Origin of the sequence: Roseateles sp. L2-2, from assembly GCF_050613215.1 — a bacterium.
GTDB lineage: Bacteria > Pseudomonadota > Gammaproteobacteria > Burkholderiales > Burkholderiaceae_C > Roseateles > Roseateles noduli.
Genome location: NZ_CP192509.1, coordinates 2,210,367 through 2,228,584, shown reverse-complemented (window position 1 = coordinate 2,228,584; position 18,218 = coordinate 2,210,367). Strand labels below are relative to the sequence as shown.

Below are 18,218 nucleotides of genomic sequence, written 5' to 3'. Positions count from 1 at the left end.
CCGGCAGCGGATCGGCTGGCGCGGGGCCAGGTCTTGCCGACGCTGAGCCGATGTTGACCCGACGATCAAAACAAGGACTGCTGCCCCACCACCTTGGACGGCGGACGGAACTCGCTGAAGTCGAACTGGTGCCGCTCGCGGCCCAGGCCCAATCGCTGCGACGCCTTGCGCAAGCGCTGCTGGAGCAGCTCCGCCCAGATCCCCTCGCCGGTGAAGCGCGTGCCGAAGCGCGGATCGTTGTCCTTGCCGCCGCGCATGTCGTGCAGCCTCGCCATGATGCGCGCCGCCTTGTCCGGCTGATGCAGCCGCAGCCAGTCGTGGAATAGCGGCGCCACTTCCCAGGGCAGCCGCAGGGGAATGCTGAAGGCCTTGGTCGCGCCCGCCTCCGCCGCCGCTTCGAGGATGCGCTCCAGCTCCGGCTCGTTCAGGAACGGGATCACCGGCGACACGCTCACCCCCACCGGCACGCCCGCCTCCGCCAGCGTCCGGATCGTCTGCAGCCGCCGCTGCGGCGAGGCCGCCCGCGGCTCCAGGATGCGCGACAGCGCCGGATCCAGCGAGGTCACCGACAGGTAGACCGACACCTGCCGCTTGAGCGCCATCGGCACGATCAGGTCGAGATCGCGCTCGATGCCGCTGGACTTGGTCACGACCGAGAACGGATGCCGCGCCTCCGTCAGCACCTCCACGACGGCGCGCGTGATGCCGAGCTTGCGCTCGATCGGCTGGTACGCATCGGTGGCCGTGCCCAGCACCAGCGGCGCGGGCTTGTACGCGGGCGAGGCCAGCGTCTCCCGCAGCCGCTCCGCGGCGTTGACCTTCGCGATGATCTTGGTCTCGAAGTCCAGGCCCGGCGACAGGTTCAGGTAGCTGTGCGTCGGCCGCGCGAAGCAGTAGATGCAGCCGTGCTCGCAACCGCGGTACGGATTGATCGACAGGTCGAAGCCGATGTCGGGCGACTGGTTGCCGCTGACGATCTTCTTCGCGTGTTCCTCGATGATCTCGGTCTTCGGGGCGATGTGCTCCTCCAGCGCCTCCTGGTCCAGCGTGCCCCAGCCGTCGTCGTACTGCTCGCGCTCGCGCGATTCGAAACGGTGCGGCATCGCCCACGCGCTGCCGCGACCCTTCAGCGCATCGGCCTGGAGGTACAGCGGCGGGGCAGCGATCTTGGTGTCTTGCGGCATGCTGTCAATTTATACAGTATTGCCGGTTTTCGCCAGTGTCCATGGGCATGCCCCGGCGCCGGGCCGATGAATCCCGGCGCCGCGGCGACCATCCCCACCGCCCGCCGCCGCTCGCCGACTCAGGTCGGCATGGCCACGCCCGAGATCTCCGCGCAGCGCGCCAGCAGCCGGTCCTGCAGCGCCGCGTCCAGCGCCTGCGGGTTCGGCGCGAGCCGGCGCTGGTGGAACCAGTAAGCGCCGGAGCGCTTCGCCTGCGCGTCCTCGCTCACCGCCAGCCAGGCCTGCGTCCGGTGCGCCAGGTCCATGTCGTCGGGAGCACCGCGCCCGCCCATGCGCGTGGGCACCCAGCCGGGTTCCAGCGCACTGCTGACGACTTCCGGCCAGTGCCGCGCCATGGCGAAAGCCAGCATCGCGTCGTGCAACTTGCTCTCGGCGTACGCGGTCGAGCCATCCCAGCGTCGCGTCGTCCACAGCAGGTCGTCGAGATTCGCGTCGACGTGGTGATGCATGCCGGAGCTCAGGTAGATCAGGCGCTTCGGCCGACGCATCAGCGCGGTCAGCAGGTAAGGCGCCAGCGTGTTGATCGCGAAGAGATGCGGGAGCCCGTCCGCCGTCGTGATCCGGCGCGGCTCGCGATAGCCGACGGCGACGTTGTGGATGACGGCGTCGAAGGCGGCGACATCCAGCGGCACATCGGCTTGCCCACCACGAGAGGCGCCGATGTACGCATCCGCCTGTTCGGCGACCTCACGCATGCCGGCGATCGTCGACACGTCGCCGACGACGACCGCCGCGACCTGCGGCAGTGCGCGCCGCGCGTCGTCCGCGCGCTTCGCATTGCGCGCGTGCAGCACGACCTCGTGGCCCTGCGACGCCAGCAGTTGTCCGGCCATCAGACCGAGGCCTTCCGAAGAACCGGTGATGAAGATGCGGGACATGGGTTTTCCTCCTTCAAACTTCCTGACGCCCGGTGGCGACCAGCGCCACGCCGAGCAATGCTGCCATCGCCCCGAGCGCATACACCGCCGCGTAGCCGAAACGCCCCGCGACCAACCCCGCCGTCGGCCCGGCGAGGCCGTAGGCGATGTCGAGAAACGCGGCGAACGCGCCGATCGCGCTGCCGCGGTTGGCCGGCGGCACGCGCTTGAGCGCCTCGACGCCCAGCGCCGGATAGATGAGCGCGCAGCCCAGGCCGCTCACGAAGGCGCCCGCCAACGCGACCGCCTCCAGCGGCGCACCCCACACCAGCGCCTGCCCGATCGCCTCCACGACCAGCGACCACAGCGCCACGCGCCGTCCGCCGATCTTGTCGGGCAGATGCCCGAGCAGCAGCCGCACCGCGATGAATCCCACGCCGAAGCAGGTCATCACCACGCCGGCATGCGACCACCCGCGTGCCGCGAAGTACAGCGACGCGAAGGCGGTCAGGCCGGCGAGGCCGACGCCTTGCAGCGTCAACCCGAGCCCCTGGCGCCAGATCTGGCCCACGACGCGCCGGAACGGCAGGCGCGGGCCGCCGGCCATGCGATAGGACGCCGTCGCCCACGCGATCGCCCAGGCGGCGAGCGGCGCGGCGATGCACGCGACCATCACGGCCGGCAGGCCATGGCCGCGATACAGCCACATGCCCATGGGCGCGCCGATCGAGAGCGCCCCGAACATCGCGATGCCGGTCCACGACATCGACAGGCCCGCGCGCTGCGGCCCCACCGACGCGATGGACCACGACACGCAGCCGGTGACGAACTGGCTCTCGCCGAAGCCGGCCACCAGCCGTCCGGCGACGACGAGGGCCAACGCGGCCGCCGGCGACCACTCAGGCAGCGCGGCGACGAGGTACAGCAGGCCCGCGAGGGCGCACCCGATCGCGCCCTGCAACGCCGAGCGCCGCCCGCCCTGCCCGTCGACGAGCCGGCCGGCGTAGCCGCGCGTCAGCACCGTGGCGACGAACTGCAGGCCGATGACGAGCCCGACCGTCAGCGCGTCGAAGCCCAGGCGCTCGTGGATGAACAGCGGCAGCACCGGCAACGGCAGGCCGACCGCCAGGTAGCCGCAGAACAGCGCCGCGATGACGCCGGGCGCGGGTCGGCTCAGCGTCGCGGTGGAGGTCGGCGCGTTCATGCGGCGGTCTTGAACAGATCGACGCGATGCCCGCTGGCGTCGAGCAGGAAGTCGCGCGAGGCCGCCGCATCGGCGGCCAGCTTCGCCAGATCGACGTCGATCAGCCGGCCGCCGCGCTTGCGCAGTCGACCGCCGACCATGACCGTGTCGACGTCGGCGCGCTCCACCGCCTGCACGATGGTGGCGATCGCATTCGTCACCGGGAACACGGCCGCGCCGTGGGTGCGGACCATGATCAGGTCCGCGGCCTTGCCCGGCGTCAGCGTGCCGACGCGCTGCTCGATACCGGCGGCACGTGCGCCGTTGACGGTGGCCGCGCGCAGCACCTCTTCGACGCCGATCGGCGCGGGCACGCCGGACTCGCCGCGGAACCGGCGATAACGCATCGCCGCGCGCTGCTGATGGAACAGCGCGTGCATCTCGCCGAACAGGTCGCTGCCGAAGGCGGTGTCCAGGTCGATGCCCAGCGCCGGCGCCAGTCCGTGGTCGACGGCCACCTGGTAGGCGAAGGTCTCGTCGTCGAAGCCGAACAGCGCATCCGAGCGCGGATTCACCGTGATGTTCACGCCGGCGTCGGCGAACAGTTTCCACGTCGCCGCGGGAACCCGGGTGCAATGGTTGAAGAGGTTGTGCGGGCCGAGCACGCCGGGCTTGGCAAACTCGGGGCCGAGCTGCGCGAGATCGCCGATGAACTCGGTGAGGATGCGCATGTCGAGGGCGCGCGCGACCTCCCACCAATCCAGCTTCAACTGGCCGAACAGGCCGACCTGGACGCGGCTGCCGCCGCCGTTCCAGCGCGCGGCCAGCCGTGCCAGGTCGCCCGGCAGATGCGCCGAGGAGGCGCCCTTGTCCATCGCCGGACCGACCATGTGCAGCGCGCGGATGCCCGAGGCGTCCAGCGCGTCCAGCGCGGCGTCGGTGTGTTCGGGGCTGCGCGAGCTGTGGCAGGCGTCGACGATGGTCGTGATGCCGGCGTCCAGCGACGCGGCCGCCGTCAGCATCGTGCTGGTGTACATGTCCTGCGGGCGGAAGTGAGCGCCGAGCTTGCTCGCCACCACATCGATGTAGGCGAAGAGATCGTCGACGTCGGGCATCAGTCGGCGCATGACGCCGAGCCAGGCGTGATGGTGAGCATCGATCAGGCCGGGCATGACGATGCTGCCGGCGGCGTCGATCACCTCGGCATCGCCGACGGGCAGATCCGCACCGACGGCGGCGATGCGGCCGTCGCGCACCAGCACGTCGCCGACGGCCAGGTTGGGCAGCGCGGGATCCATCGTGATGACGGTGCCGGCCTTGAAGAGGATGTCGCGATCGGTCATGGGGAACTCCGTTGAAGGAATCGTTGGACGATTCGTTGAGGGAAATCGACTCGGGATTGAGGCAACGGACCGCATGATGCGAAGCGGACGATCTTTGATAAAGGTAGAGTCGCTCAAATGATCTTTGCTGAAATTCAAAGATCAGCTCGGACATCCAAGGGCAGCATTCGAGGCGCAGCGGATGAGGAGCAGCGGATGAGGAGCGGCGGATGAGGAGCGGACGATGAGCATCGATGGACGCCTGCTGGCCGGCATGAGCGTGCTGGCCGCGGTGGTGGAGGCGGGCAGCTTCAGCAAGGCCGGCGAGGTGCTGGGCCTGTCGGCTTCGGGCGTGAGTCGCGCGGTGTCGCGGCTGGAGGAACGCCTGGGTGTGCGGCTGCTCGACCGCACGACGCGCTCGCTGCACCTCACGGGCGAGGGCGCGCGGCTGTACGAGCATGCGGTGCCGCATCTGGAGGGCATCGAGGAGGCGGCCAATCTCGTCTCCGGCGCGGCGGTCAGCGTGCGCGGCGCCTTGCGCGTGAGCCTGAACCCGCTCTTCGCCCGTTACGTGCTCGCCCCCGCCCTGCCCCGCCTGCAGGCGCTCTACCCCGATCTCACGCTGACGATGGTGCAGTTCCCCGGCAGCGGCGACCTGGTCGCGGAAGGCGTGGACGTGGCCGTGCGTTTCGGCCCGCAGCCGGCGTCGACGATGACCTCGCGCAAGCTGCTGGAGAACCGTGTGCTGACCGTCGCGGCGCCGTCCTACCTCGACCGGCGCGGACGCCCGCGCAAGCCGCCGGAGCTGACGAAGCACGACTGCCTGCAGTACATCGATCCGCAACGCGGCAAGCCCTTCGAATGGATCTTCGTGCGCGGCAAGGGCCTCGCGAAGGAGCAGTTGACGGTCGCCACCGCCGGCACGCTGACGATGACCGACGCCGACGCGATGGTGCAGGCCTGCGTCGCGGGCGCCGGCGTGGCGCAGGTGCTGGCACTGAGCGTCGAGCACCTGATCGCCGACGGCACGCTGGTGGAGCTGTTCCCGGACTGGCCGGGCGAGACCTTCCCGCTGTACATCGTGCGGCCGTCGCGGCGCCTGCCGCCGGCCTCGGTGGAGGCGTTCATGGCGTTCTGCATCGAGCTGTGCGCTCCCTGAGCTTCCATAATCGTTCCCCATGGATGCCCTGAAAGACCTGCTGCGCAACGCCCTCCACGAGATGGGCCGCGGCCGCTACGCCGAAGCCGTCGCGCTGCTGGAACCGCACGCGCAGGTCGCCTCGAACGAGCTGCAGCGCTACCTCGGCGAATCGCTGCGGCGTTGCGGCCGGGTGCAGGACGCGATCGGTCCGCTGATGCAGGCGCTCGCGCTGAAGATCGACGACGTCGACGCCTATCTGCAGTTGGCCTTCGCGCTGCAGACGCTGCAGATGAAGGCCGAGGCGGCCGAGTGCTTCCGCACCGTCGCCGCGCTGCGACCCGACAGCGTGATGGCGTTGGCCTACCAGGCGCACGGCGACCAGCAATGCGCACGCTGGTCGGACTTCGACGACAACCTGCGGGCGCTGCATGCCGTCATCCGCGCCAAGCCCGACGACGCCGACGATGAATTCGGCGTACCGTTCGCGCTGGCCACGCTGCCGCACGAGGCGGCGGATCTGCTGAAAGTCGCGCGCCTGAGCACGCGCTTCCTGAGCCGCGGCATCGCGCCCTTGCCGCCGGTGAAGGCCGTCGCCAAGCCGAAGCTGCGCATCGGGTACCTGTCCTCCGACTTCCACGCTCACGCGACTGCGGCCTTGATGGTCGAGGTCCTCGAGCACCGCGATCGCGAGCGCTTCGAGGTGCTGCTGTTCTCGCACGGGCCGGACGACGGCTCCGCGCTGCAGCAGCGCATCCGCGCGGCCTGCGAGCGATTCATCGACGTCGGCGATCTCGATCCCGCCGGCATCGCCGCGCGCATGCGCGCGGAAGGCGTCGACATCGCGGTCGACCTGAAGGGCCACACCGCCGGCAGCCGCTTCACCGCGCTGGCCGCCCGGCCGGCGCCGGTGCAGGTCGCGTGGCTCGGTTTCCCGGGCACCTGCGGCGCGGACTTCATCGACTACGTGATCGGCGACAAGATCGTCACGCCGCTGCGCGACGCACCGTTCTATTCCGAGCGGATCGCGCAGTTGCCGCGCTGCTACCAGCCCGGCGACTCGACGCGGCGCATCGAGCCGACGCCGCGCGCCGAGCTCGGTCTGCCGGACGACGCGATCGTGCTGCTGTCTGCCAACACGGTGCTGAAGATCACGCCTGCCGTCTTCGATGCATGGATGACGATCCTGCATCGCCTGCCGCAGGCGCTGCTGTGGCAGCTCAGCGGCGGTGAGCAGGCTGACGCGCAGCTGCGCGCCGAGGCTGCCTCGCGCGGCATCGCGCCGGAGCGGCTCGTGTTCATGCCGCCGCTGGGCATGGCCGAGCACTGGAACCGGCTCGCCGCCGCGGACGTCGCGCTCGACACCTGGCCCTGCAACGGGCACACGACGACCAGCGATGCGCTCGCGGCCGGCGTGCCGGTCGTGACGCTGCGCGGCGACGGCTTCGCGTCTCGCGTGGCGGAGAGCCTGCTCGTGCAGGCGGGCCTGCCGGAGCTGGTCTGCGACACGACCGAGGCGTACGTCGAGAAGGTCTGCGCACTGGCGCTTGCATCGAAGCCCGCGATCCCCGCGTGGATCGATTCACCGGCATTCGCACGCGATCTGGAAGCGCTCTACGAGCGCATGTGGGCGCGCGCCGCAGCGGGCCAGCCGCCGGACGCCTTGCCGGCCGGCGGCTGAGGCCTCGTCCTCAGGCCGAGATGCGCGACGCCATCGCCATCGCCTCTTGCGCCACCGCGCCCGCAGCGAACGGGTTCTGACCGGTCACCAGGTTGCCGTCCACGACGACGTGCGGCTGCCATGCGCCGCCCTGCTCGAAGCTGGCGCCGGCGTCGCGCAGGCGGGTCTCCAGCAACCATGGGGCATTCGCGGCCAGGCCGACCTGCGTCTCCTCGTCGTTGGTGAACGCCGTCATGCGGCGGCCCTTGAACGCCCATCCTTGCGCGTCGCCCGCGGCCAGGAAGGCGGCCTGGCCGTGGCACACCGCGGCGACGACCTTGAACGGCGCCGCCAGCGCCGTCGTCAGCACCTGGCCGACGGATGCATTCACCGCGAGATCCTGCATCGGACCGTGACCGCCGGGCACGAACACGATGTCGTAGTCGGCGACGGCGACGTCCTCGATGCGCAACGGCGCACGCAGCGCCTGGGCACATCCTTCGAGGTAGCGCGCGAAGCCCTCGACCTTGGCGGTGTCGCCGTGGTTCGCTTCGGGCGAGAGGCTCAGCGCGTCGACGACGGCCGGCAGTCCGCCCGGCGTCGCGATCGTGATGCGCGCGCCGGCGCCGCTGAAGTGCTGGTGCGGCGCGATGAACTCTTCGGCCCAGAAGCCCGAGGGCCGCTGGCTGCCGTCCTTCTGGGTCCAGACGGTGGCGCTGGTGAGGATCATGAGAACGTTGATCATGGGAGGTCTTTCATCGGAAGTGAGAATGTCGACGTCGGGCAGTGTGTCGACGGCCTCTCCGCCCGTAAATGAACGCGGCGCGCTTTCAGTCTTCCGCGGACGGGAACGCCGCGACGACCAGCTCCGGATGACCCCATGAATCGTCTCGAATCCCTCCGTCTCTTCTGCCTCGCCGCGGAGTCGGCCAACTTCCGCGACGCCGCCGCGCGCGCCGGCGTGTCGCCGCAGGTGGTCACGCGGGTCGTCGGCGCGCTGGAGGAGGAACTCGGCGAGCCGCTGTTCCACCGCAGCACGCGCGGCGTGCGCCTGACCGAGTTCGGCGAGCAGTTGGCGGCGAGCGCGGCCGAGGCCGTCGCCGGCATCGACCGCGTCTTCCAGTCCGGCGCCTCGGCCACCGACGAGCGGATCGCCGGCCTGGTGCGCATCGCCGCGCCGAGCGCGCTCGGACGTCGCGTCATCGCGCCCGCGCTGGCGCCGCTGATCGCAGCGCATCCGGGACTGCGGCTGGACCTGCGCCTGTCCGAGGTCGTCGCCGACGTGGTCGACGGGCAGATCGACGTCGGCGTGCGCATCGGGCCGCTGCGGGACAGCCGCTTCGTCGCCCGGCCGGTGTCCGGCGCGGGGCTGTTCGTCGTCGGCGCGCCGTCATTGATCGAGCGCGTCGGGGCGCCCGACAGCATCGAGTCGCTGCTCGCCGCGCCGATGACCGTGATGATCGACCGCAACACCGGGCGTCCCTGGCCCTGGATGTTCAAGGACGGCCAGCAGGTCGTGCCGCCGCAACCGGCGCTGGTCACCGACGATCCAGAGGCCGAATGCGAAGCCGTGCTGGCGGGCGCGGGATTCGGGCAACTGCCCGGGCACCTCGCGCTGCCGCTGGTCCGCGACGGCCGCCTGGTGGCCGTGCTCGACGACTTCAATCCGGCGCCGTCGCTGATCTACGTCTACCGACCGATCCAGCGGCCCACCGCGCGGGTGCGGCTGGTCTTCGACGCGTTGTGCGAGCTGCTGCGCGACATCGATGTCGCCATGGCGCCCGCGCCATGAGCGCGGTGGCTCAGATCGACGCCTTCTCGCGCGCCTGCCGACGCACCTCGTCGGCGACCGGGTGCAGCGTCGTCGGGCTTTCGGTGCCCACGACGCTGTAGCCCAGACCGCGCATGGCCCAGCTGTAGCCGCCGATCGGCCCGGTGGTCTGCGCCATCATCGGCGCCTCTTTCTCGACGGCCATCGGTCGCAGCATCACCGCCATCCGCGTGCCATCCTCGCGGTCGTAGAAGAACATGCCGGCAGGACCGTGGACCGTGGCGATCAGCCGGCCGCCCGCGAACCGATACCCGGCCGCGCTGAGATCCGGGATCTCCACCGGGCGCCGGAGCTTGTCCGAGACCACGCGCAGCAGCCGCTCGCGATCGAGGTCCTCCGGCGCATCGGACGCATAGGCGAGGTAGCTGCTGCGCGCTTCGCCTGCAAGCGCCGCGATGCCGTTCGCACCGGCGTTCGCAACGCCGTTCGCCGCAACGTTCACCTGCTCCCACCGGTCGCGCACCTGCCAACCGCCGACGCTGCCCGCGCCGAGCGCGACGAGCACCGCCGCGGCCCATCGCCAATGGCGCGTAGGCGGCTCCTGCCGCTGTGCCAGCAACGTCCGGAGTTGCAGGCGCTCGGGCACCGGCTCGTCCACGATGGGCGCGAACGCCGAGCGGAGCAGCTGCCGCTGAGCGATCAGCCGGGTCACCGCGGCGGCCGCCTCCGGATCGCGATCCAGATGGTCCTGCACCGCCTTGCGGCGCTCGGCGTCCAGCAACCCGTCGACGTAGGCATGGAGGTCGTCTTCGACGATGGGCGCCGATGGGGTGGGTCTGGTCATCACTTCATCCTCCGCAAATGCGAGCCCGCGGGCGTCTTCACCGTCGCCGCTGTCGCCGCCGCCGTCGACGCTGTCGCCGCCGCTGCGGGCAGCTCACCGTCGAGCGCACGCTGCAACCGCTCGCGTCCTCGCGCCAGGCGCGACATCACCGTGCCGATCGGGATGTCGAGCGCCTTCGCCGCCTCCGCGTAGGACAGGTCCTCGACGGACACCAGCAGCACCACGCTGCGCTGCTCCTGCGGCAGCGCATCCAGCGCCGTCATCAACTCGCCGACCTGCACGCGATGCTCCTGCGATGCCGGCACCATCAGCGCGGACTCGGCGACATCCGCGATGTCCAGGTGCTCGCCGCGCCGGGCCTGCTGCCGCAGGCGGTTGACGATCAGGTTGTGTGCGATCGCGAAGACCCACTGGCGGGTGTTCTCCTTCTGCCGGAGCGCGTCCCATTGGCCGATCGCGCGCTCCAGGCAATCCTGGACCAGATCGTCCGCGAGGTCGCGATCGCGCAGCATGGCGCTGGCATAGCGGCGCAGGGCCGGGATCAGCGGCTCGATGGCCTCGATCATCGCCATGCCAGCGCTGCGGCTCATCGTGCGGCCGCCTGCACCTGGACGGGACTTCCGGGCTTGCCGTCGACCACGGGCGCGACGACCAGGTAGCGCCGGGTCGCCGGCACCTCGGCCTGCACGATCTGGCGGATCGGTCCGATGGCGTTGACGATCGCCGAGCCCGCCGGGTTCGTCATGAAGTTGGCCAGCGGCTGCAGCGCGCCGGAGCCGTCCGCCTGCTCAGCCAGCGCCACCACATACGGCTGCTTGGGCTTCAACCCGGTCACTGACGCCTGGAACACCTGCAGCAGGCCCTGATCGAAGAGCGCGACACTGGTGGGCGCCGTGTCCGCACCGCCTTCCACCGCGCGCAGCGTCAGCGAGGCCACCTGCCCCGCCACGCCGAGCGGCTGCAGGCCCTGCAGGCCGTCGCCCTCGGGCACGGCATCGGGGACGTAGGCGATGGCCTGCGGCGCCTGCCCGATGGGCACGTTGCCGACGACGGTGTTCGTCGCCGTGTCGATCACGGCGAGCGCGTCGGCGTTCTCCAGGCCCACATAGATCCGGCTGCCGTCGCCCGACGGCCAGACGCCGTGCGGCAGCTTGCCCACCGGGATGGTGGTCACGGCGGAGAAGTCGTCGGTACGGAACACCTTCACCTGGCTCAGTCCGCCCACGGTCACGTAGGCGAAGGTGCCCTTGGCGGTCTTGGCGAAGTTCACGTGGTTGGTGATCGGACCGGTGTCGAAGGAGGTGATGACGCCGAACGGCGGACGCGCGTCGAAGACGGTCGTGCGGCCGATGTCCTTCAGCGTGAACCACACCTGCCGGCCGTCCGGCGACGCGGCGATGTTGGGGCAGAACGGGCTGTCCTGCTTCACCGTCGCGACGATCTTGTGGCTGGCGACCTCGATCACCGCCGTCTCCGGATTGAAGGACGAGCACACGTAGCCGTACTTGCCGTCCGGCGAGAAGATCTGCATGCCCGGTCCGGCCGCGGTGACGATGCGGGTCTTCTCCTGGAAGGTCGCGGCGTCGATCACCGACACGTAGTTCTCGCCGCGGACGGTGACCCAGATTTCCTTGCCGTCCGGCGTGAAGAAGGCTTCATGCGGGGAGCGGCCGACGTAGGTCGTGTGCTTGATCGCGTTGGTGCGCGTGTCGATGAAGGTGACCGAGTTCGAGCCGATCGACACCACCGCCAGCGTGCGGTGGTCCGGCGAGAAGCCCAGGCCGTGCACCAGCACCTGCCCGCGGTAGAGCGGGCTGAAGTTGCCCGGCGACGGGTCGCCCAGGCGGATGACGCCGAGCAGGCGGTTGTCGACGGGGTCGGTGACGGAGAGCGTGTTGGAGAACTGCTCGGCGGCGTAGATCCGGTCGCGGTGGCTGACGGGGATGTCGGCGTCCGCCGCGCGGCCGGGCGCCTGGCCGGCCAGGGCGACACCGCCGCACGCGGCGAGGAACAGCAGCGATGACTGCAGGAGAGGCTTCAGCATGAGGAGTCCTAGTGCGAATGATGATGGACGGAAGCCGGCGTCGGCGTCGGCGTCGGCGTCGGTGCCGAGGCTGCGCGCTCGACCTGCGTGGGCGCGGGCGTCGAGGGCGGCAGCGCGCCGCCGACCGCGAGCTGCATGGCCGCGATCTCCTGCTGCTGCTCGATGATGATTTCCTGCGCGATGCGTCGCAGCTGCTCGTTGGAGCCGTGGCGCAACTCCGCCAGCGCCATGTCGATGGCGCCTTGATGATGGGGAATCATCATGGCGGCGAAGTCGCGGTCGATGTCGCCCGAGGGTTTGATCTCCATCGCGGCCATCATGCGGTCCATCGCCGCGGCGTTCTCCGCGTGGAAGGCGTCCGCCGACGTGGCGGCGCCTGCCCACGCGGCGGCCGCGGTGACGGCGGTGGCCGCGATCCACGGCAGCACCCGCCGCAGTCTGCGCAAGCGCGGCCGCGAGGGCCGCGTGCTGTTTGAGGTCATGTCCGGCTCCAGGTTGAAAGGCAACGGCCTTACCTGCTGTAGACACCCGGCGGCGGCGCTTATTCCCGATGTGTGGGCGGCATGCGCCCCGGGTCCATCGCGGGGCGGCAAAGCGCCGAGGCGCCCTCCGGGAAATGTGGCGCGGAACTCCCTGGCCCTGCCGAGCACAACGAGGCACCCGCCGCGCTCGCGGCGGGAGTTCCCAGGAGTTCCCATGCGACGTCCGCCTTCCCTCGCCCCCCTTGCCCCCCTCGCTTCCCTCATCTTCCTGACCGCCTGTCTGCCTGCCAGCGTGCCCACTGCCGCCCTGGCCTCGGCCCCGAGCTGCCGTCCCGAGCCGGATCGCGCGCTGGTCTACCGGCTGCAACTGACCGCCCCCGCCACGTTCTGCGCCAGCAGCGCGGCGCCGCCGGGCGATCCTGCCTGCGCGACCTTCCCCAAGAAATCCGCGCTGCAGCTGCACGGCCTGTGGCCGAGCTATCAGCACGGGTTCGGGCCTCAGGGCCGGTGCGACGACCTCACCTGTCCGACGCCGCTGCCCGGCCAGGGCTTCTGCGCGTTCCCCGCGCCCGCGGGGCTCTACGCGTCGCCCACCTGGCGGGCCTTGAAGGACCTGATGGCGGGCACGGAGAAGTGTCTGGAGCGGCATGAATGGGTGGTTCACGGCACCTGCTCGGGACTCCCCGCCGATCGCTACTTCGACCTGGCCCTGACCGCGACCCAGGGGCTGGTGGACCGGCTCGCGCTGCCCGTCGACACGCCGATCAGCCGCGTGCAGTTCAACCAATGGAGCCGGCAGCGACTGCCCGACTACGACGGCGCCCTGCACCTCACCTGCGACGGCCCTTCCCTGCTGAGCCTGCGCGTCATGCTGGCGTGGACGCCGGCAGGTCCGGGCGCGGCGCTGCCCGACAAGGGTGGCAACCTGTTCGGCAACTGCGGGGAGAGCTTCACGCTCCCGTCGTCCCCGCCTTGAAGGCTGAGCGGCGGCACTCGCGTCGGGCCGCGTCCCGAAACCGCATGAGCCCATGCGGGTTCCGCATTTGTCCGCCCTGTTCCCGCACGCGATAGTCGCCGCCATGTGCCAACTGCTGGGAATGAACTGCAACAGCGATGCAGCGATCACCTTCTCCTTCACCGGGTTCGCTGCCCGCGGCGGTCGCACGGCGGAGCACATCGACGGCTGGGGCATGGCGTTCTACGAGCGCTCCGGCTGCCGCGTCTTCCACGACGACCAGCCGGCGAGCGAATCGCCGCTCGCGGAGTTCCTGAGCCGCTACCCCATCAAGTCGCGCATCGTGATCGCGCACCTGCGGCGAGCGACGCAGGGCGGCGTCACCCTGTCCAACTGCCATCCGTTCCAGCGCGAATGGCTAGGCCAGACCTGGGTGTTCGCCAACAACGGCGACCTGAAGGACTTCCAGCCGGTGCTCGACGGCCCGTACCGGCCCGTCGGCAGCACCGACAGCGAACGCGCCTTCTGCTGGCTGCTGCAGGAGCTGCGCAAGCGCTTCGCGGACCGGGACCTCGAGCGGGATCAGCCGCCGAGCTGGCGCGAGCTCGCGCCTCACGTCGCGCAGCTCAGCGAAGTCATCGCCCGCCACGGCAACTTCAACTTCCTGCTCACCAACGGCGCGGCGCTGTACACCCACTGCTCCAGCCGGCTGCAGGTGCTGCAGCGGCGCCATCCGTTCCCGATGGCGCGGCTGGTCGACTGCGACATGTCGCTGGACCTGAGCGCGATGAACGGCGCGGACGATCGCATCGTCCTCGTCGCCACCGATCCGCTCACCGCCGACGAGGCGTGGCAACCGCTGACCACCGGCGAGTGCCGCGTGTTCGTCGACGGCGAGGAGGTCTGGCGCGACGTGAATCCCGCCACGCGCGCGTTCCCGATCGCCACGGCCACGGTCGGCCGCCCCTGGCAGAAGCCGCGTTGGGCGGGCAGCTCGGCCTGGCCGATGCTGCTGCGCGACATCGCGGTATGAGCCGCATGTCCTTGAGCCGCATGACCTAACGCGTTTCGGTTCGTTGGGCGCCGGCAGGCGCGCTTCTAGAGTGACTAGCTCGCACTCAGGAGTCGGCGCCGACGATGGTTTCTTCCAAGCTCACGACGACCGGTGGACCGGTCGTGCCCACGGATTCAAGCAGTGCCGGCGCATCGACCGACGCACCGACCGGCGCAACGACCGGTGCAACGACATCGACGCCATCGACGCTGACGCCCACCGCTGGCGGCACGACGCCCTCGCCCTCCGGCGCCTTGCAGGGCCTGCCGGCACGCGCGAAGCGCGCGGTGTTCGGTCGCGAAGTGGCCTTCAACGCCATCGTGCCCGGCGTCGGCGGCACCGTGGAGCGTCCTGTGCGCGCGTCGCTGCCCACGCCGCAGGCGGCTGTCCCGACCGACGCGACCAGCCAGCTCGCGGCCCTGTCCGCCCAGGCGCAAGGCCTGAACGCGCGCCTGCCGCCGCGCACGCCGTCTCCGTGGAATACGCCGACGCGCTCGACGGGGAACCGGCTCGCGACCACCGTGGTGCCTTGGCTCAAGCCTCGACCGCTGACCGAGAAGGCCAGCACGCACGCCGACAAGCCACAACCCGGGAACGCCACGCCCGTGCTGGAGGCCCGCAGCCCGATCGCGCAGGCCGTCGCCGGAGGCCTCCAGCCGCTCGCTGCCGAGGTCCAGGCCCGGCAGCAGCTGGTGGAGAAGGATCGCTTCGTCCGGCAACGGCTGGACGACACCAAGGACGCGCTCTACGGCGCGCGTTCGGAAGCGATCGCGCAGTTGCGCCAACCGGGCGGTGCGAACGACGCCGCGGCGCGCGCGACGCTGCACGCCACCGACGCGGGCGTGTCGGCGGTGCTGCAGGCGTCGATCACCTTGGCGTCGAAGGTCGACCCGCCGCCCGACCCGGCCGTCGCCAAGGCGGCATTCGACGCGCGGGAGGCGCAGGCATTGCAGGCCCAGGCGACACGACCGCGCGGCTTCGCACCGGCCGTCGAGAACGCCCGCTTCGGCGCCCTGCTGCTCAAGGCGGTGAACGGCCGCCCCGCCAATCCCTCGGCGGACGCGCTGCCCTCGATCGGCGTCATGGAGATCGCCTCCGAGCTGCTGTCGGTGGTCTGCAAGGGTGACGCCACGCGTGCGCGGGAAGCGCTGGCGGCGCTGCAATCGCGTCCGACGCGCGACTGGATGCAGGGCGTGCCCGACCTGCCCGACCTGCCCGATCATGGTCCCGATCAGGTCTCCGAGAGCGGCGTCGGCCGCGAGCCCACGCAGGCGGAATCGGACGTCCGCAATCTGCTGCGCCAGGCCAGCGTCCTGCCGCGCGGTGCGGAGGTGGTGCATCTGCTCGGCGATCCGCAAGACAGCATGCCGGACAGCGAGACGCTGCAGGCCATGCGCAGCTTCTGGTCGGCCGACGCAGCGCAGCGCGTGGAGCCGGACGCCGCCGTCCGCCAATGGCTGGCGGGCGCGAAGCGCGTCGCGCGGCAGCTGCCGGCGGAGGTCAGCACGGACATCACCGGCGCCGAGCGCGCGGCGTATCACGCCGTGCGCAACGGCTGCCTCTCCAACGCCGTCGGCTCGCCCTACGCCCGCCACGATGCCCGCATGAACAAGGCGATCGGCGAGTGGCTGTCGCGGGAGGAGCCGTCGGCATCGTGGTTGCAGCGCGCGGCCACACCGCACCGGCACAAGACGCCGTTCACGCCGGCAGGCCTCCAGCGCGCCACGGCGATCGCCGAGAGCTTCGGCATGACGACCCACCGCAGCCAGGCTGACAGCGGCGTGCGCAAGACCGCCGGGGAGCTCGGCGACTGGGCGCGATCGGACCTCGCGCGCGACCTGACTGCAGCCGGTGTTCCCGCGCCTGAAGCGCGGGCGTTCGCCGCCGCAACGCAGGCGCTGGCCGAGCGGGCCACGCGTCAGGGCCAAGGGCATCCGGCGCAATGGCAGTTCAAGGGCCGCGAGGCCGGCGAGCTGCGCGCGGCGGTCTACGCGCTGGAGAACCCGGTGAGCGCGAACAAGCCCGCTCGCCTGCACAAGCCCAACCGCGAGCACGCGCTGCCGCCGCTGTTCGAGGAGCTCGCCAAAGACGGCGCGACGGCGCCGGACGCGTTGCGCGCCGTCATCGACCATGTGAAGCTGACGCTGGCGGAGTCCGCGCCCGCGGAGCGCCAGGGCGCGTTCACGCACGACGTGGCCATGCACGAAGCAGCCGACGCCGCGCGCCAGAAGCGCTTCCAGAGCAAGGAGGACGTGGTCCGCTACTTCGAGCCCATCCTGCTGTCGATGCAGCTGCGCGACAAGGTGAAGCTCTCCGGCGGCGGCGTGGTCGGCGGCGGTCTGCCCTCGCTGCCCTACAGCGTGCCGTCGCCGGTCGTGTCGCCGATCGTCTCGGCCGGCTGGTCGCGCAAGGAGGAGGCCTTCTTCCAGGCCTTCATGCCGATCCTGGGCATGGAGCTCTCGCTCGGCAGCACGCGCGCGAGCGGCCCGGAAGCCACCGTCGGCGTGGCCGTCGGACCGGACCTGCCCGGCGTGGTCAAGGCGCAGGTGAGCGCCACCGAGAAGATGAGCCGCACGCACCAGGAGACCGAGGGCACCATCCTGCGGCTGTTCCGCCAGCGCGGCAAGGACGACGAACTGCGCAAGGAGATGCTGGGCGTGCTGGACAGCTGGGTGCGCTGGGACCAGGTGCATGCGAAGGGCGCGCCGCCCTACGCCGGTCCGCTGGAAGCGGTGCTGGACCGCCACCCCAAGGTCAGCCTCGGCGAGATCGAAGGCCAGAGCCTGACGCGCAGCTTCGTCACCAAGGTCAGCGCCGGCGCCAACCTGAAGCTGGCGGGCGGCGACGGCGACACCTACCGCGTCGGCGTCAGCGCGGGTGCGGCGCTCAAGGCCGAACGCATCGCCGAATCACGCGCCGAGCGCGGCGGCCACATCCAGGTGACGGCGGACAAGGGCGACACCGCGCAGCAGAAGCTGTCGGTCGGCATGCAGGTCAACACGCTGACGCCCGCCAATCCGTCGGAGGTGAAGCTCGGCCAGGACGGGAAGGACGGCTCGATCAGCGGCGGCGGCATGCCCAGCCTGCTCGACGTCAACCGCGACCTGTTCTGGAACCTGGAGAAGAACGCGGTCTCGCCGTTCACCATCGGCGGGAAGCAGGATGCCGACCTGGACCGTCACTTCAGCACGCCCAAGCAGATGCTGGAGAAGATCGGCGAACAGCGGGACGACTGGATTGCGCGCTGCGTGGAGACGCTGGAACCCGACGCGAGCGGCGAGAAGAACACACGCGCCAACCGCGACAAGGCGGAGTCGCTACTGAGCGACTTCGAGGCCAAGCTGAAGGGGCTGCCGAAGGACAGCCTCTGCCAGTACAACATCAACTTCTCGATGCGTCCGCAGGCGTCGGCGTGGATCGATACCTTCCGCGCGCTGGAGGGACTGGCGCAGCTGCGCGGCGACGCGTCAGGCGCCGCCGAGGCGCGCGCGAATGCGGACCGCACGATGGCGCAGGACTCGACCTGGCGTCCGCTGATGCTCATCGTGCGAGAGAAGGGCAAGGACCAGCGCACGCTGGGATGGAACTTCGGCGTGCGGCTGCAGCGCAGCGTCGGCGTGGAGGGTCAGCGCACGGCGGCGCAGTATCCGCCGCCGTGATCGGC

15 protein-coding genes are annotated in these 18,218 nt (G+C 70.8%); 6 read left to right on the top strand and 9 right to left on the bottom strand.

The genetic code is table 11. The annotated features are described in order from the left end of the window. Positions 1-65: 65 nt before the first annotated feature. The 4 genes from ACQZ13_RS10100 to ACQZ13_RS10085 all read right to left on the bottom strand — a co-directional run bounded on the left by ACQZ13_RS10100 (position 66) and on the right by ACQZ13_RS10085 (position 4,627). Positions 66-1,184 (bottom strand): PA0069 family radical SAM protein, encoded by a 1,119-nt coding sequence (locus ACQZ13_RS10100; protein WP_431051523.1) that lies wholly within the window; start codon positions 1,182-1,184, stop codon positions 66-68. A 119-nt stretch (positions 1,185-1,303) separates the two neighbouring features. Beyond that, on the bottom strand, positions 1,304-2,122 hold the full coding sequence (locus ACQZ13_RS10095) for an SDR family NAD(P)-dependent oxidoreductase (RefSeq protein ID WP_431051521.1): 819 nt from the start codon (positions 2,120-2,122) through the stop codon (positions 1,304-1,306). 13 nt (positions 2,123-2,135) lie between these two features. Next, positions 2,136-3,305: an arabinose transporter gene (locus tag ACQZ13_RS10090; RefSeq protein ID WP_431051519.1), complete on the bottom strand. Its 1,170-nt coding sequence runs from the start codon at positions 3,303-3,305 to the stop codon at positions 2,136-2,138. Then, complete coding sequence (locus ACQZ13_RS10085; protein WP_431051517.1) at positions 3,302-4,627, bottom strand: amidohydrolase family protein; 1,326 nt, start codon at positions 4,625-4,627, stop codon at positions 3,302-3,304. The genes ACQZ13_RS10090 and ACQZ13_RS10085 overlap by 4 nt, the downstream gene beginning before the upstream one ends. Before the next feature lie 223 nt (positions 4,628-4,850). Between ACQZ13_RS10085 and ACQZ13_RS10080 the strand changes: the two genes are divergently transcribed. After that, positions 4,851-5,765 carry a LysR family transcriptional regulator gene (locus ACQZ13_RS10080; protein WP_431051515.1) on the top strand — a complete coding sequence of 305 codons (915 nt, stop codon included), beginning with the start codon at positions 4,851-4,853 and terminating at the stop codon, positions 5,763-5,765. A 19-nt stretch (positions 5,766-5,784) separates the two neighbouring features. Then, positions 5,785-7,425 carry a UDP-N-acetylglucosamine-peptide N-acetylglucosaminyltransferase gene (locus ACQZ13_RS10075; RefSeq protein WP_431051513.1) on the top strand — a complete coding sequence of 547 codons (1,641 nt, stop codon included), beginning with the start codon at positions 5,785-5,787 and terminating at the stop codon, positions 7,423-7,425. 10 nt (positions 7,426-7,435) lie between these two features. Here ACQZ13_RS10075 and ACQZ13_RS10070 read toward each other — a convergent pair whose 3' ends face one another. Further along, positions 7,436-8,149: a type 1 glutamine amidotransferase domain-containing protein gene (locus tag ACQZ13_RS10070; protein ID WP_431051511.1), complete on the bottom strand. Its 714-nt coding sequence runs from the start codon at positions 8,147-8,149 to the stop codon at positions 7,436-7,438. Between the two features lie 135 nt (positions 8,150-8,284). On the opposite strand from ACQZ13_RS10070, the gene ACQZ13_RS10065 reads away from it, so the two are divergent. Continuing rightward, positions 8,285-9,196, top strand: a complete 912-nt coding sequence (locus ACQZ13_RS10065; RefSeq protein ID WP_431051509.1) for a LysR family transcriptional regulator — start codon at positions 8,285-8,287, stop codon at positions 9,194-9,196. A gap of 10 nt (positions 9,197-9,206) precedes the next feature. Here the strand turns inward: ACQZ13_RS10065 and ACQZ13_RS10060 are convergent, their stop codons facing one another. From ACQZ13_RS10060 to ACQZ13_RS10045, 4 genes are read right to left on the bottom strand one after another with little or no spacing between them, the layout of a single operon-like run. Beyond that, entirely contained in the window at positions 9,207-10,019 is an 813-nt protein-coding gene (locus ACQZ13_RS10060; RefSeq protein WP_431051507.1) for an anti-sigma factor family protein, read from the bottom strand. Continuing rightward, positions 10,019-10,609: an RNA polymerase sigma factor gene (locus tag ACQZ13_RS10055; RefSeq protein ID WP_431051505.1), complete on the bottom strand. Its 591-nt coding sequence runs from the start codon at positions 10,607-10,609 to the stop codon at positions 10,019-10,021. The genes ACQZ13_RS10060 and ACQZ13_RS10055 overlap by 1 nt, the downstream gene beginning before the upstream one ends. Further along, positions 10,606-12,063: a YncE family protein gene (locus tag ACQZ13_RS10050; protein ID WP_431051503.1), complete on the bottom strand. Its 1,458-nt coding sequence runs from the start codon at positions 12,061-12,063 to the stop codon at positions 10,606-10,608. Before ACQZ13_RS10050 ends, ACQZ13_RS10055 begins: the two co-directional genes overlap by 4 nt. A gap of 8 nt (positions 12,064-12,071) precedes the next feature. Next, complete coding sequence (locus ACQZ13_RS10045) at positions 12,072-12,545, bottom strand: DUF305 domain-containing protein (RefSeq protein WP_431051501.1); 474 nt, start codon at positions 12,543-12,545, stop codon at positions 12,072-12,074. Positions 12,546-12,759: 214 nt separating this feature from the next. Between ACQZ13_RS10045 and ACQZ13_RS10040 the strand changes: the two genes are divergently transcribed. From ACQZ13_RS10040 to ACQZ13_RS10030, 3 genes are all read left to right on the top strand, one after another. Beyond that, positions 12,760-13,521: a ribonuclease T2 family protein gene (locus ACQZ13_RS10040; RefSeq protein WP_431051499.1), complete on the top strand. Its 762-nt coding sequence runs from the start codon at positions 12,760-12,762 to the stop codon at positions 13,519-13,521. A 103-nt stretch (positions 13,522-13,624) separates the two neighbouring features. Then, on the top strand, positions 13,625-14,533 hold the full coding sequence (locus ACQZ13_RS10035; RefSeq protein WP_431051497.1) for a class II glutamine amidotransferase: 909 nt from the start codon (positions 13,625-13,627) through the stop codon (positions 14,531-14,533). 104 nt (positions 14,534-14,637) lie between these two features. Beyond that, positions 14,638-18,213 (top strand): hypothetical protein, encoded by a 3,576-nt coding sequence (locus ACQZ13_RS10030; RefSeq protein ID WP_431051495.1) that lies wholly within the window; start codon positions 14,638-14,640, stop codon positions 18,211-18,213. The last annotated feature ends 5 nt before the right edge of the window (positions 18,214-18,218 follow it).